The sequence below is a fragment of the Streptomyces sp. NPDC048473 genome (assembly GCF_043200155.1).
Taxonomy (GTDB): domain Bacteria; phylum Actinomycetota; class Actinomycetes; order Streptomycetales; family Streptomycetaceae; genus Streptomyces.
Genome location: NZ_JBICXE010000009.1, coordinates 149568 through 163715, shown reverse-complemented (window position 1 = coordinate 163715; position 14148 = coordinate 149568). Strand labels below are relative to the sequence as shown.

Annotated in this window: 12 protein-coding genes; 3 read left to right on the top strand and 9 right to left on the bottom strand. The window is 70.3% G+C overall.

The genetic code is table 11. From position 1 onward, the window contains the following. Window positions 1–7: 7 nt before the first annotated feature. The gene (locus ACGFU7_RS18010; RefSeq protein WP_393696888.1) at window positions 8–1531 is read right to left on the bottom strand and encodes an alpha/beta fold hydrolase; all 1524 of its coding nucleotides are present in this window, start codon (window positions 1529–1531) and stop codon (window positions 8–10) included. A gap of 215 nt (window positions 1532–1746) precedes the next feature. On the opposite strand from ACGFU7_RS18010, the gene paaK reads away from it, so the two are divergent. Next, the gene (paaK, locus tag ACGFU7_RS18005; RefSeq protein ID WP_393696886.1) at window positions 1747–3036 is read left to right on the top strand and encodes a phenylacetate--CoA ligase PaaK; all 1290 of its coding nucleotides are present in this window, start codon (window positions 1747–1749) and stop codon (window positions 3034–3036) included. A gap of 221 nt (window positions 3037–3257) precedes the next feature. Here the strand turns inward: paaK and ACGFU7_RS18000 are convergent, their stop codons facing one another. After that, entirely contained in the window at window positions 3258–4757 is a 1500-nt protein-coding gene (locus ACGFU7_RS18000) for an acyl-CoA synthetase (RefSeq protein WP_393696884.1), read from the bottom strand. Between the two features lie 150 nt (window positions 4758–4907). Here ACGFU7_RS18000 and ACGFU7_RS17995 point away from each other — a divergent pair, with 150 nt between their 5' ends. Beyond that, window positions 4908–7322, top strand: coding sequence for a penicillin acylase family protein (locus ACGFU7_RS17995; protein WP_393696882.1), 2415 nt, complete (start codon window positions 4908–4910; stop codon window positions 7320–7322). Window positions 7323–7362: 40 nt separating this feature from the next. Here the strand turns inward: ACGFU7_RS17995 and ACGFU7_RS17990 are convergent, their stop codons facing one another. Then, window positions 7363–8748, bottom strand: a complete 1386-nt coding sequence (locus ACGFU7_RS17990; protein ID WP_393696880.1) for an MFS transporter — start codon at window positions 8746–8748, stop codon at window positions 7363–7365. Here ACGFU7_RS17990 and ACGFU7_RS17985 point away from each other — a divergent pair. Next, a complete protein-coding gene (locus ACGFU7_RS17985) occupies window positions 8678–9520 on the top strand; it encodes a hypothetical protein (RefSeq protein WP_393696879.1) in 843 nt (280 codons plus the stop codon). The genes ACGFU7_RS17990 and ACGFU7_RS17985 overlap by 71 nt on opposite strands. 48 nt (window positions 9521–9568) lie before the next feature. Here ACGFU7_RS17985 and ACGFU7_RS17980 read toward each other — a convergent pair whose 3' ends face one another. The 6 genes from ACGFU7_RS17980 to ACGFU7_RS17955 are packed head-to-tail and all read right to left on the bottom strand — an operon-like array spanning window position 9569 to window position 14140. Continuing rightward, window positions 9569–10579: a hypothetical protein gene (locus ACGFU7_RS17980; RefSeq protein ID WP_393696877.1), complete on the bottom strand. Its 1011-nt coding sequence runs from the start codon at window positions 10577–10579 to the stop codon at window positions 9569–9571. 31 nt (window positions 10580–10610) lie between these two features. Further along, window positions 10611–11117: an MOSC domain-containing protein gene (locus ACGFU7_RS17975; RefSeq protein ID WP_393696875.1), complete on the bottom strand. Its 507-nt coding sequence runs from the start codon at window positions 11115–11117 to the stop codon at window positions 10611–10613. A 33-nt stretch (window positions 11118–11150) separates the two neighbouring features. Then, entirely contained in the window at window positions 11151–11414 is a 264-nt protein-coding gene (locus ACGFU7_RS17970) for an acyl carrier protein (protein WP_393696873.1), read from the bottom strand. Beyond that, complete coding sequence (locus tag ACGFU7_RS17965) at window positions 11390–12409, bottom strand: NAD(P)H-dependent flavin oxidoreductase (RefSeq protein WP_393696871.1); 1020 nt, start codon at window positions 12407–12409, stop codon at window positions 11390–11392. The genes ACGFU7_RS17970 and ACGFU7_RS17965 overlap by 25 nt, the downstream gene beginning before the upstream one ends. Beyond that, window positions 12406–13269 carry an aminoacyl--tRNA ligase-related protein gene (locus ACGFU7_RS17960; RefSeq protein ID WP_393696869.1) on the bottom strand — a complete coding sequence of 288 codons (864 nt, stop codon included), beginning with the start codon at window positions 13267–13269 and terminating at the stop codon, window positions 12406–12408. The genes ACGFU7_RS17965 and ACGFU7_RS17960 overlap by 4 nt, the downstream gene beginning before the upstream one ends. Beyond that, window positions 13256–14140: a diiron oxygenase gene (locus ACGFU7_RS17955; RefSeq protein WP_393696867.1), complete on the bottom strand. Its 885-nt coding sequence runs from the start codon at window positions 14138–14140 to the stop codon at window positions 13256–13258. Before ACGFU7_RS17955 ends, ACGFU7_RS17960 begins: the two co-directional genes overlap by 14 nt. Window positions 14141–14148: the final 8 nt, after the last annotated feature.

The following is a 14148-nucleotide window of genomic DNA, read 5'->3' as shown; positions in this document are numbered from 1 at the left end:
GGAATGCTCAGACCAGACCGAACGACCGCAGCTCCGCGAGGAATTCGTCCGGCCGCTCGGTGTGGACGAGGTGTCCGGCCTCGATGGTGACGAAGCGGCCGCGGGGTATCCGCCCCGCCATCCAGACCAGCCTTTCCTGGGCGATCTGGCTGGCGGGGCCGCCGCCGATGACGAGGGTCGGGGCGGTGATCTCGCCGAGGCGTTCCCGCCCGGCCGGGTCCGGTTCGTTCAGCTGGGCGTTGATCGACGGCACCACCGGCCAGTCGAAGACCAGCTCCTCGTCGGGCCGTTCGACGGGGCCGCGCGGCGGGTCGAGCGGGAACGGCGGCGGGACCTCCTCCAGGACGAGCCGGCCGATCAGTCCGGGTTCCTGCTCGGCGAGCAGATAGGCGGCAGCGGCACCCATGGAGTGTCCGACCACGGTGGCGCCCGCGAGGTTGCGGGCCTCCAGGAAGGCGTGCAGATCGTCCCGGAACAGCTCGAAGGAGTAGCGGCCGGGCCAGTCGCTCAGGCCATGGCCGCGGAAGTCGAATGCGTACACCCGGTGTTCGGCCGCGAGGCGTTCGGCGATCTCGGTCCAGGTCCTGCTGTCGCCGCCGCGACCGTGGACGAGCACGACGGGCGGCGCCGACGGATCCCCCCACACCCGGTAGGCGAGCCGTGTGCCACCGGCCTGCACGCTGAGCACTTCCGGGTCGAGGAAGGCGTTGACCGTACGGACGAAGGCGCCCGGGTCGTCCAGCCAGGGGAAGTGCGCGGCGCCGCGCTGCACGACGAACTCGGCGTTCGGGAAGAGCGCGACCAGTTCGGCGGCGCGGTCGGGTGTCGGCCCCCCGTCGTACTCCCCCGCGAGCACGAGGACCGGAGCGGTCACGTCCGCCAGCGCGGCGGCGGTGGCGGCAGGGTCGAAGACGCCGTCCTGGTAATAGACCTGCGCCGCCTCGGAGTTGGTCTGCCCGGGCGCGGTGGCGGCATGGGCCCGGGCGAGGGCGTCCCATCGACCGTAGGTGAACGGCTCGACGGCGGACCAGACTTCACCCGCGCCGCGCCCCGACCAGATGTCCTCCAGGGCGGCCCGCCCGGCCGCGTACCACGGTTCGTCGCGGCGCAGTTCACAGGCGTCGCGCCAGTCCTGGTCGGTGGCTTCGATGCCGACGGCCCGGGTACCGGGTGTGATGAGCGTGAGCGTACGCAGACGCTGCGGGTGCCGGGCGGCGTAGAGCGCGGCCAGATTGGCGGACCCGGAGTGGGCAAGCAGGTCGATGCGTTCCTGGCCGAGGTGTTCGCGCAGCGCCTCGACATCGTCGACCAGCCGGTCGCAGCGGTACGTCGACGGGTTGTCCGGCACCGCGGAGTCCCCCGTACCGCGCAGATCGAGTACCACGAGCTGCCGGTGGGCCGAGAGTCCGCCGAGGTCACCCAGGTATGCGCCGGCCCGCATCGGTCCACCGGGCAGGCAGATGAGCGGTGCGCCCGTTCCCAGGAGGCGGTAGGCGAGTTCGGTCCCGTCGTATGCGTGGAAGATCGGCATGTACGCCATCCAAACAGGGCCGGCCGGACGACGCAGCCGTGTTCGGTGTGAGCGTATCCGCGAGAGGCGGCGCAGGCGCAGCGGGCCGACAGCGGTGAAAGGGCGCCGCGGATGAGCTGTGTCGCCCCTCTTGCCATGGGGCGGAACATCCTGAATTACTGCTACCGAAAGATCGACCGAATGATCGGTCGTCTGCACGGAAGAGGGAGATCCGGATGACGGCTCTGCTGGACGCGGCGGAAAAACTGGGCCGGGACGAGCTGGAGGCACTCCAGCTGGAGCGGTTGCGGGCCACGCTGCACCACGCGTACGAGAACGTCGCCCACTACCGGGCCGCGTTCGACAAGGCCGGGCTGCACCCGGACGACTGCCGTACGCTCGCCGATCTCGCCCGCTTCCCGTTCACGGTCAAGGCGGACCTGCGGGACAACTACCCCTTCGGCATGTTCGCCGTCCCCGAGGACCGCGTGCGCAGGATCCATGCGTCCAGCGGGACGACAGGCCGGCCGACCGTCGTCGGTTACACCCAGCGGGACCTGGACACCTGGGCGGACGTGGTCGCCCGCTCGATCCGGGCCGCCGGCGGCCGTCCCGGGCACAAGGTCCATGTGGCGTACGGATACGGGCTGTTCACCGGCGGTCTGGGAGCGCACTACGGGGCGGAACGGCTCGGCTGCACGGTCATCCCCGCCTCCGGTGGCATGACAGCCCGCCAGGTCCAGCTGATCCAGGACTTCCGGCCCGAGATCATCATGGTGACGCCGTCGTACATGCTGACCCTCCTCGACGAGTTCGAGCGGCAGGGTGTCGATCCGCGGACGACCTCCCTGAAGGTCGGGATCTTCGGCGCCGAGCCGTGGACGGAGGAGATGCGGCGCGAGATCGAGGAGCGGTTCGCGATCGACGCGGTCGACATCTACGGTCTTTCGGAGGTGATGGGGCCCGGTGTCGCGCAGGAGTGCGTGGAGACCAAGGACGGGCTGCACATCTGGGAGGACCACTTCTATCCGGAGGTCGTCGATCCGCTCACCGGTGAGGTGCTGCCCGAGGGCGAGGAGGGCGAGCTGGTCTTCACCTCGCTCACCAAGGAGGCCATGCCGGTGATCCGCTACCGGACCAGGGACCTGACCCGGCTGCTGCCCGGCACGGCGCGGGTGTTCCGGCGGATGGAGAAGGTGACCGGGCGCAGCGACGATCTGGTGATCCTGCGCGGGGTGAATCTCTTCCCGACCCAGATCGAGGAGATCGTGCTGCGTACACCGGGGGTGGCGCCGCACTTCCAGCTGCGGCTGACGCGCGAGGGCCGCCTCGACGCACTGACCGTACGGGCGGAGGCACGTGCGGAGGCCACACCGGAGCAGCGGATGGCCGCCGCGGAGTCGATCACGGCAGCTGTCAAGGACGGGATCGGGGTGTCGGTCGGGGTGGAGATCGTGGATCCCGAGACGCTGGAGAGGTCGGTCGGCAAGTTCAAGCGGATCCTGGACGAGCGCGGGGGGCGTTAGACCTCCTCTTCCGGATCATGCCGGGCCCGCGGGGCCGTTCGCTCCGGTCGTGTGCTTCCCGGGGGCCGGACCGCCGCGTCGCCGATCCCTTTCGGCCCGGTGCGGGGCCGGGCAGCCGCGCGGGCGGGCATGACTCCGGACCAGGTCCCGAAGTCGCCCGGCGCGCCCGGGCGCCCTGCAGGGCCCCGGACGCCTCCCCACAGGACTCTCGCCAAGTCCCCCTACGCGAACCGGTCGCGCAGCTCCCGCTTGAGGATCTTGCCGCTCGCGTTGCGCGGCAGTTCCTCCACGAAGAGGACCTTCTTCGGGGCCTTGAAATGGGCGAGCCGCTCGCGGGCGTGGTCGATGAGTTCGGTCTGTGTCGCTTCGCCGCGCAGGACGACCACGGCGGTGACGGCCTCGATCCAGCGCTCGTCGGGCAGCCCGACGACCGCGGCTTCGGCGACGGCGGGGTGGGTGTAGAGGGCGTCCTCGACCTGGCGGGAGGCGACGAGGACACCGCCGGAGTTGATGACGTCCTTCACCCGGTCGACGACGGTGAGGAAGCCCTCCGCGTCGCGCACGGCAAGGTCTCCGGAACGGAACCAGCCGTCGCGGAAGGCTTCCGCGGTCTCCTCCGGCTTGTCCCAGTAGCCCTCGCACAACTGGGGCGAGCGGTAGACCACTTCACCCGCCGTGCCGTCGGCAACCTCCTTGCCGTCCTCGTCGACGACTCTGGCCTCGACGAAGAGGACGGGCCTGCCGCAGGAGTCCATCCGGCCCTCGTGCTCGTCCGGTCCGAGGACGGCGGCGAGCGGGCCGATCTCGCTCTGTCCGAAGCAGTTGTAGAAGGCGAGCGCGGGCAGCCGGTCGCGGAGCCGTTCCAGTACGGGTACGGGCATGATCGACGCGCCGTAGTACGCCTTGCGCAGCCCGCCGAGTTCGCGGGTGGTGAAGCCGGGGTGCTGGGAGATGCCTATCCAGACGGTCGGCGGCGCGAAGACGCTGTCGGCCTGCCCCGTCTCGACGAGGTCGAAGATCCGGTTCACATCGGGTGCGTCGAGGATGATGTTCTGCGCGCCGACCGCGAGGTAGGGCAGCAGGAACACATGCATCTGCGCGGAGTGGTAGAGCGGCAATGAGTGGACCGGCCGGTCGGTGGCGCGCAGATCGAGCGCCGTGATCGCGCTGACGTACTCGTGGACGAGCGCGCCGTGGGTCATCATCGCGCCCTTGGGGAGTGCGGTGGTGCCCGAGGTGTAGAGCAGTTGGACGAGGTCTCCCTCAGCCGGTTCGCGCTCCGGGGAGAACGGGCGCGGGGTGGCGGTGGCGTCGAGGAGGGAGTCAGGCGCGTCGCGCAGCGCGCGTACGGAGAACGCGGCCGGGATCCGGTCGGCGAGGTCCGGGTCGGTGAGGACGAGGGCGCTGCCGGACTGTTCGAGGATGTACGTGAGCTCGTCGCCGGTGAGGTTCTGGTTGACCGGCACATGGACCAGGCCCGCGCGGGCACAGGCGAGGTAGCCGATCAGATATGCGTCGGAGTTGTGCGCGTAACAGGCGACCCGGTCGCCGGGGTGCAGCCCGTGCTCGCCGGTGAGGACCGCCGCCGCGGTACTGATGGCCGTGTCGAGTTCCGCGTAGGTCCATGACCTCTTGGCGTACCGCAGGGCGGTGCTCGCGGGGGTGCGCCGGGCGCTGCGGGCCACGACGCCGTCGACTGTGCTGCTCCGTACACCTGTCATGGCGTGATCCTGTGCGGCCGGAACCCGGGGGTCAAGGGGTCGGATACCGGTCGGGATGTTGACAGGGGTGCGGGGGTGCTGGCTGAGTGGCGCGTGGCGACTCGAACCCTCGGGTAACCGCCTTTCGCATCCGCATAGTTGGGAGGACCGTTGCCTCTCCGTAACCGTCTCAGACTCCTTGCGATATCCGGTCTCGCGCTGTTCACCGTATCGGCGTCGCTGCCGCCCGCCACGGCCGACGGCTCGCGCACACACCGTCCGTCGGGCGGCGGGCTGTCCGCCGTGATCCGGTACACCGAGTACGGCATACCGCACATCGTGGCGAAGGACTACGCGAACCTGGGCTTCGGCAATGGCTGGGCACAGGCCGCCGACCAGGTGTGCACGCTCGCCGACGGCTTCGTGACCCTGCGCGGCGAGCGGTCCAGGTACTTCGGTCCGGACGCGGCTCCGGACGGCTCGCTGTCCTCTGCGACGAAGAACCTCTCCAGCGATCTCTACTTCCGCGGGGTCCGCGGGAGTCACACGGTGGAGAAGCTGCTGAAGGTGCCTGCACCGGCCGGTCAGAGCCGCGACGTCAAGGAGTTGGAGCGCGGTTGGGCGGCCGGGTACAACGCGTGGCTGGCGCAGAACCGGATCACCGATCCAGCCTGCCGGGGCGCGGACTGGGTGCGGCCCGTGACGACGCTGGATGTCGCGGTACGCGGCTTCGCGCTCTCCGTACTCGGCGGTCAGGGGCGCGGCATCGACGGCATCACGGCCGCTCAGCCACCCACGGGCACTTCGCAGACGCCCGGTGCCCCGTCACCGGGCGATGCGGCGGACGCGGCGCAGCGGCTGCTGTCGACGCAGAACGCGGACATGGGTTCCAACGCGGTCGCGTTCAGCGGCAGTACGACGGCGAACGGGCGGGGCCTGCTGCTCGGCAATCCGCACTACCCGTGGCAGGGCGGTCGGCGGTTCTGGCAGTCGCAGCAGACGATCCCCGGTGAGCTGAATGTGTCGGGCGGTTCGCTGCTCGGCTCATCGACAGTGTCGATCGGGCACAACGCGAACATCGCGTGGAGCCACACCGTGGCCACCGGTGTCACGCTCAACCTCCATCAGCTCACCCTCGATCCGGCCGATCCGACGGCGTACCTGGTGGACGGCAGGTCCGAGCGGATGACGAAGCGCACGGTGTCGGTCGCGGTGAAGGACGGCGGCACCGTGACCCGCACCCAGTGGTGGACCCGCTATGGTCCGGTCGTCACCTCGCTCGGCGGCGGACTGCCGCTGCCGTGGACCACGACGACCGCGTACGCGCTCAATGATCCGAACGCCACGAATCTGCGCTCCTCCGACACCGGTCTCGGTTTCAGCAGGGCGCGCAGCACCGCGGACATCCAGGCCGCGTTGCACCGTACCCAGGGGCTGCCGTGGGTGAACACCATCGCCGCCGATTCGTCCGGGCATTCCTTCTTCTCACAGTCACAGGTGCTGCCGAGGATCACGGACGATCTCGCGGCACGGTGCTCCACCCCTCTGGGCAGGGCGACCTATCCGTCCTCCGGGCTCGCGGTGCTGGACGGTTCGAGGAGCGACTGCGCGCTGGGGTCGGACCCCGATGCCGTACAGCCGGGCATCTTCGGGCCGAGCCGGATGCCCACCGTCAAGGACGCCCCGTACGTGGAGAACTCCAACGACAGCGCCTGGCTGACCAATGCGGCGGCACCACTGACCGGCTACGAACGGGTCTTCGGCACGATCGCCGCTCCCCGCTCGATGCGGACCCGGGGCGCGATCGAGGATGTGTCGGCGATGGCGGCGAAGGGCCGGCTGACCGTGGCCGATCTGCAGGATCAGCAGTTCGCGAACCGCGCCCCGGCCGGTGATCTGAGCGCCGCCGACCTGGCGGGTGCGTGTGCGGCGCTGCCCGGTGGCAGCGCGGTCGGCAGCGACGGCAAGGCGGTCGATGTGTCGGCGGCGTGCGACGTGCTGCGGCGCTGGGACCGGAAGGCCGACACCGGCAGCCGGGGCGCGCTGCTCTTCGACCGGTTCTGGCGCAGGGCGACGGCGGTCCCGCCGGCCGAGCTGTGGAAGGTCCCCTTCTCCCCCGCCGATCCGGTCGGTACGCCGAACACACTGAACACCTCGGCGCCCGGCGTCACCAAGGCACTCGCCGACACGGTGACCGAACTGCGGGCGGCCGGGATCGCCCTGGACGCACCGCTGGGCCGATACCAGACGGTCGTACGCAACGGGAAGCGCATCCCGCTCGGCGGCGGTACGGAGTCCCTCGGCATCTGGAACAAGACCGAGCCGGTGTGGGACGCGGCAGCCGGCGCCTATACGGACGTGTCGGCCGGGTCCAGCTACATCCAGGCGGTCGGCTGGAACGGGTCCAAGTGTCCGGTGGCACGCACCCTGCTCACGTACTCCCAGTCCTCCAACCCGAATTCGCCGCACTACAGCGACCAGACCGAGCTGTTCTCGGGTGAGCGGTGGGTGACGACCCGATTCTGTGAGAAGGACATTCTGCGGTCGCCCGCGCTGCGGGTGGTGCGGGTGCACGAACGCCGGTAGGTCCGTGAGGTGCGATCGGCCCTGGTCCGCCCGTGGGCGGTCAGGGCCGGTCGCGGGCGCGGGTGGCGAGCAGGGTGGCCAGGATGCAGGGCGCGAGCAGCAGCGCGAAGGCGGCGCCGTAGCCGACGGCGTGGGTCGAGCCGGCGCCCAGGCAGGCGTTGAACAGGGCGCAGGAGACGCCGAGAACCGTTATCTGGCCGAGGTTCTGGTTGGTCTGCATCGCGCTGCTGGCATGGCCCTGTCGGCCGGACGGGGCGTGGGAGAGCGACAGCACGGTGAGCGCAGGGGCGAGCAGGCCCATGCCGACGGCCGCGACGACCATCGCCGATGCGGCAAGGGGTGCGGGCATCGCGGGAAGCGTCCCTACGGCGGCGATCGCGACCGCCGCCGCCAGCAACAGCGCACCGGCCACGACCAGGCGGTGGCGGGGGCAGCGCTCCATCAGGCGGCTCTGCACCCAGGAGGAGGCGGCCCAGGCCACGGCGGCCCCCGTGAAGGCCAGGCCTGTCACCACGGGGGCCACGTCCCGGTCGGTGACCAGCATCAGCGGCACGAGTGCCTCCAGCGTGAAGAACACCCCTGAACTCAGCCCGCGCAGCAGCACCGTGGCCGGCAGGCCGCGCGCGGCACTCCAGGTGCCCGGCGGCAGCAGCCGGGGCGCGAACACCACCAGCAGGGCGAGCCCTCCCACCGCGAACAGCAGGTGGCGTATGTCCCAGCCCGAGGCGCCGTACTGCCCGAGCGCCGCACCCACGCTCACCGCTGTCGCGACCAGCAGTGCAGGGCGCGGCGGCCTGTCTTCCGAGGGCGCGGGCGCTGCCGACCGGGAACGGCCGCGCAGTACGGCCACCACGGCCAGCGCCGGCAGCAGGGTGAGAGCGGCCAGGCCGAAGAAGACCGCGCGCCAGGACCACCATTCGGCGACCAGCCCGGCCAGCGGAGGGCCGACCAGCGCCGGAATGATCCAGCAGGCACTCATCAAGGCCAGAGCGCGCGGCCGCAGGCGGTCGGGGTACGCCTGGCCGATGGCCGTATTGATCGACACCGCGACCATCCCGCCCGCCAGCCCGTCCAGGAAGCGCCCGGCCGCCAGTTGCCAGATCGAGGTGCTGGCGGCCGAGACGAGCAGGGTGGCCACCGCCAGCACCATGCCCGCCGCCAGCGGACGTTGTGCCCCGGCACGGTCCGCCCAATGACCGCCCAGTACCCCGCCCAGCAGACTCGCCGCCACGAAGCATCCCGCCACCAGCGGAAAGAGCGACACCCCGTCCAGGTCCCGCGCGGCCGTCGGCAGCGTGGGTACCACGGCCAGCGCGGCGAGCCCGGTCAGAAACATCACCGCGGCAAAACTGGAGGTGGCGGCCGCGTACGTTCTGGAGAACAGTCCCCCGGCGGTTTCGGATTGCGCCGGCGGACGATCGGTCATCGTTGCCAACTCGCCGGGGACGGCGACGGCCGGTTCCGTGGATATCGCAGGCGAGCCACTCGATGAGCACTTGGGGGCATCAGTCACGAGCGCACAAGGTATGTGGAGCGCGCGACGGCATGCCACTCGTTATTTCGGGCTGTCGCGCGAGCCGGGCACGGACCAATGGTGTGTCAGGGCCTGCGAAGCTTCTCCGATGGTCGAAAAGAGCGGTGTTGCGCATGGAGATTGCGTCCGCGAGGGGAAGTACGCGCGCATCGAACGGGAGAGGCGGTTCCTGCCGGCAGAACCGCCGAGTGCATCGTCCGCCGTCGCCGTCCGGTTGATCACCGACCGGTACCTGGTGGGCACGCGTCTGCGGCTGAGGCGCACTGAGCAACCGGACACCGGTGCTTGTGAGTTCAAGCTCACCCAGAAGGTGCCTGCCGAGCGGAAGGGAGCCGTTCAGGGCCTGATCACGAACACGTATCTGTCTCCGGACGAATATCGACTGCCGGCTTCTCTGCCGGCCGCGGTGCTCGTCAAGAATCGCCTGAGCGTTCCTCCTTTCAGTATCGACGTATTCGGGCCTCCGCTGCGCGGCTTGGTTCTGGCAGAGGCCGAGTTCACCAGTGATGAGGAGGCGGAAGCCTTCGTGCCTCCTCAGGAGTACGTCGCAGAGGTCACCGACGACGCCCGCTTCACCGGCGGCCGGCTGGTCCGGGCCTCTCGGAGCGAGGTTCTGGCATGGCTTGCCGAGTACGGAATCCGTCCGGGCTCCTCAACCGCATGAGCATCGCGCGCGTGCAGCGTTGTCCGCGGTTCGGAACGGACTCGCAGGCTACGCAGAGACGTAAGGCCCGGCGGAGCCCAGGAGGCGGAGGCTGTCGAGGGGGCGGTCCTGGTGCGTGACCAACGTGGTCAGGGTGTCGGCCCACAGGGCGACGAGCAGGTCGAGGCGGGGCTGTCTCACCAGGTTTCGTGGTGCCGTGGCGCGCAGCCGGTATCGCCCTTCGGCGCCGCTCAGCGAGCAGTGGACCGCGTCTGCGACCAGGTAGGTCCACGACCGGAGGAGCCAGCCGTCCGGCACCGCGGGCGGGCCCGAGTAGTCGAACACGAACGCCGGGCTGGGCGGCGTGGGGCGGTCGTGCGGGTGGCGGTGCTCCTGGTGCCGGTGGGCCAGGGCCTCCGCCCCCGTGACGGACGGGCCGAGGTCGAGCGAGTCGGCGACGAGACACGGCCGTGACCAGGCCGTGGTGCTGCCCGCTCCGGCGCTGCTGTTGTCGGTCAGAACAGCGAGGCCGGCGCTCGGGCGCAGGCCCGGGGCACGGAGCATGACATGGAGGGCGAGGTGGGCGGCTGTGGCGGGTGAGCGGATGACCGCGTGCTCGCAGAGCTCGGGCGGGAGACGGTACGCAGCCGACACCGCGGGCTCAGGGGACGGTATGCAGGGAATCAGGGCGTTTGCGCCGTCCGCCCCGGCAGGAGGCGTGGGTGAGGCATGCCGGGGGCGGTGCTGTGGGCCGCCCGGCAGCCTTCGGGCGATGTCGGCCGACAGGCGAGTGATGGCGGCCGGGCCGGCCGTGTCGACGCTGCCCACGATGCGCAGTTCCGGGCCGTCCCAGGACACGCTGAGCTCGGCCCGCAGGCCGCCCGCCGTCAGCCCCCAGTCTCCGGAGGCGGTGCGGTGCCACTCGGCTGTTGTCGGCGTGCCGAGGGGTGCGGGTGGGGTGTGCACGGCTCCCAGAGCTTCTCGGACGGCGTCGCGCAGGTCGGCGGGGCCCGCGGCGGGTATGTGTACCCGGGCCTCCAGGGAACGGGCGTTTCCCGGAGGTGTGCCGGTGTCGGTCATGGGCGGTGCTCCTCGGTGTGGGCCGGTCGTCTCATCGGTGCCGGACAGTGATGTCGCTGCCATGGCCCACCGGATCCCCGACGCGGATCGGGCCGCCGTGGACGATTTCGGCGCGCAGACCGCCTCGGTGGAGGAGACCGCGCACCAGGCCGGAACGGGTCAGCTGTTCGAGACGGACACAGGGTTCGCTCAGCCGAAGCCCACGGAGCGTTGCCCCGCCGGCTTGGAATTCGGTTCCCACCAGCGGGTTGAGCCGTATGCCCTGGCATACGACGTTGCGCCTGCACTGCGCGGGGGACAGCTCGATGCCGGTGTCCTGGGCAAGGGCCTCCAGAGCTTCGAGCTCGATCAGGGTGACGTCGCAGACCCCGGAGCCACGGCCGGTACCCCGCTGTCCGGGACGCGGCCCGGCCCCTGCCCAGTAGTTGCGGTCGCCCTCCAGGCCGCGTCCCGCGACGGCGCGGGCCAGCGGGACAAGAAACGTGGGGGCGCCGGCGGCCGGAGCCAGATGCATGGAGACAACCCGTCCGTGCTCCATGATGTTCGACCTCCTTCTGAGAAACCTGACGTACTACGAGGTGTGCTTCGGCACGCTCGGAGCCGACGGCGACAGGAAGTTGTCGTGAATCGCCTGAAGCGAGCGGAAGCAGTCCACGTCCAGTTCTTCCAAGGGGAGCTCGCGGCCGACGAGGTCCTCCAGCAGCAGGATGAACTCCATGAAACCGAGGGAGTCGACGAGCCGGTTCTCGACCAGGTCGAGATCGGCCGGAATCTCCCCGGCCTCCGGGTTCCTGGCCCTCAGCCAGTCGGTCACCGGTTTGAGCGCGTCTTCCATGGCCCACCTTCCGTGGATGTGTCGCGGGCCTGGCCGGCCGCCTCATGGGCGCGGCGGAACTGTTCGACGAGGACGGCGGCCGGGTGCTGCCCGGCGACCCTGGAACAGGACCGGCCGCAGTACATGGCCATCTCCTCGACACGGCCCACCGTTGCGGCCACCGGGACGGCCGCGCTGTAGCGGGGGACGGGCCACCGGCTGCCCCCCGCCCCGGTCGTCGCGATGAAAGTCGCAGGGTGTCGGGGCGCCTTCCCCGTCAGGGAGTTCCGCAGTACGCGGTGCGGCCGGGCGGGCCAGCCGATGTCGAATCGCGTGGTGACGACGGTGTCGTCCGCCGACGCGTTGACCACACGCTGTTTGTAGTACGGATGGGCGGCGGACTCCACCGTGGGGATGAAGAGAGTTCCGGCCATGGCCCCGTCCGCGCCCTGTGCAAGGACCCGCACCAGATCGGTACCGTTCGCGACGCCGCCCGCCACCGCCAGCACGGCTTCGGGGTACCGGGCGCGTGCCTCATGCAGCAAGCGTGCCGTGGGCAGTTCACCGAGAAGGTGCCCGCCTGCCTCGGTGCCCTGGAGGACAAGGACACCCGCCCCCAGCCGGAGGGCCGCGTCCGCGTCGTGGAGCGTGCCGACCTGGATCACCAGCACGCGGCCCGACCGTACGACGTCGTGTGCCGCGTCGGCGTCCGGCAGTCCGAAGCTGGTGACGAAGGCGTGTCCGGGCAGCTGGTCCAGGGCAGCGCGGAGCTGGGCCCGGCAAAAGGCAGGGCCGGTCACCTCGGGGATGACGTTCACCCCGAAGGGGCGGGAGGTCGAGGCGGCGACGGCGCGCACCAGTTCCCGTACCCGTTCCGGAGGTTCCTTGTAGAGCGCCAGGGCTCCTCCGGCCCCGGCCCGGGAGACCGCGGCGCACAATTCGGGCCCCGCGATGCCTCCCATGCCCGCCTGAAGCAGCGGGAGGTCGAGGCCGAGGGCGGACCGAAGCCGGTTCATTCCCCCTCGCCGGCCTTGCGTACGGCCGCGGCCGCGGCGCGGAGGTCGCCCTCGAAGCGTTCGTTCAGTACATGCACCCAGCGTTCCAGCCCGAGTGCGACACAGCCAGTGAACGCGGGCTTCTGTGCGTAAGCGATGGAGCAGCGTTCCCCGAAGAAGTTCCGGTGGTTGTTCATCGAGGCCACGGCGGTGCCGTCGGTGTGCACGTATTCGTCCTTGACCGGCGCGAGCAGCTGCATGACGGTGCGTGCGCCCTCCTTCTCGAAGAAGGGATCGGTCGCCGGCTGCCGGGAGAGGGAGAGGCCGAGGCCGGCGGCGAAGGCGGCGAGCCGCACATGGTGGGTTTCGAGGTGGTCGCGGACCTGCCCGGCGGAGCCGATGCAGATGATCTCCCGCATGGTGAAGCCCCAGAGCCTGCGCAGTCCGTCGTAGTGGTCTTCGTGACGGAAGCACCGGGCGACCGTACTCACCCGCAGGGGGGTTTCCGTCGTGGTTCCGGAGAAGTGCAGAAAGCAGCCGTAGCAGGCGGCGGAGGGCAACAGGTGGCCGGCGTCCGCGAGGTCCCGCGCGGGCACGGGACCGTCGGTGACTCCGCGGCTGTGGGCGTCGAGGCGGTCGGGCCGGATGCGGGACACGGGGCTGCCCAGGTGCGGGAAGTTGCGGAAGTAGTCGAGGGTGCGGAGGTCGTCGGCGTTGAGCAGGGGCGGGAACGTCATCCGCGTGGCTCCCGCCCGGGTCCCCCAGTCCGTGAACACATCGTCCAGGGCGTGCAGCAGTACGGTCGCGGGCTCCCCGAAGGAGGCGAGTCCGTCGCGCACGGTCCAGGGGCCGGTGCGGGCTGCGGAGTCAGTACCCGGCATCGAGTACTCCGATCCGAGTGAGGAAGTCCGTGGTCTTGCGCAGCACCCGGGCGTGGGCGGCCTGCCGGGCGGGGTGGGCGAGCAGTCGCTGTCGGAGCGCGTAACCGTCCGGGATTCCCGCGTCGCGGTAGACGGCGGGGTTGTAGAACGACTCCATGCTCGTGGTGATGTAGCGGCCGACGTAGCCGCTGGTCTCGCGTCGGGTCCGTTCATCGATGCCGGCCGCCACGAGCCGGTCCCACAGCAGCTGCACCAGGCGTCGCCCGAAGGCGATGTGGCGGGATTCGTCCTGGTGGTGGAGGCGGTTGATGTGGCGGATGGTCGTGTGCAGCCGTTCGTCGGCCGCGAGTCGCACGTTGTAGTGGTCGACCATCTGCTCGAAGACCAGAATGCGGACGAACACCAGGAAGTTCTCGATCGCCGCGTCCCGTGGAGTCTCGGGCAGTTTCAGCTTCTTGTCGGGGTAGATCTTGTCGGCGTACTTGAGGCAGAACGTGGCGAAGAACCACATGTGGTCGTTCTCCTCGCCAATGAAGTGGTGGAAGAACTCCGAGGGGGTCTCGAAGCCGGGCGTGTGGATCCGCCGCATGACCTCGATCAGCAGCTCCCTGATGCCGTGCACGTTCAGGCTGTAGAAGTGGACGCTCTCCCAGCGGCTCAGGGCGTGCAGCTGCTCGGGAGTCAGGGTCTCCATCGTTTCGGTGCCGTGGACCGTAAGCAGTTCCGGGGACATCCAGAAGTCGTCGGTGGGAATCGCCTTGGGCCAGTCGAAGGTCGTGTACGGGTTGTAGTAGTCCGCCGTCGCTTTGTCGGAGAGCCGTTCCAGAAGCGAACGGAACTCTGCGGTGTCGTCGGGAGCGGGTGGGCGCACGTCGTGTT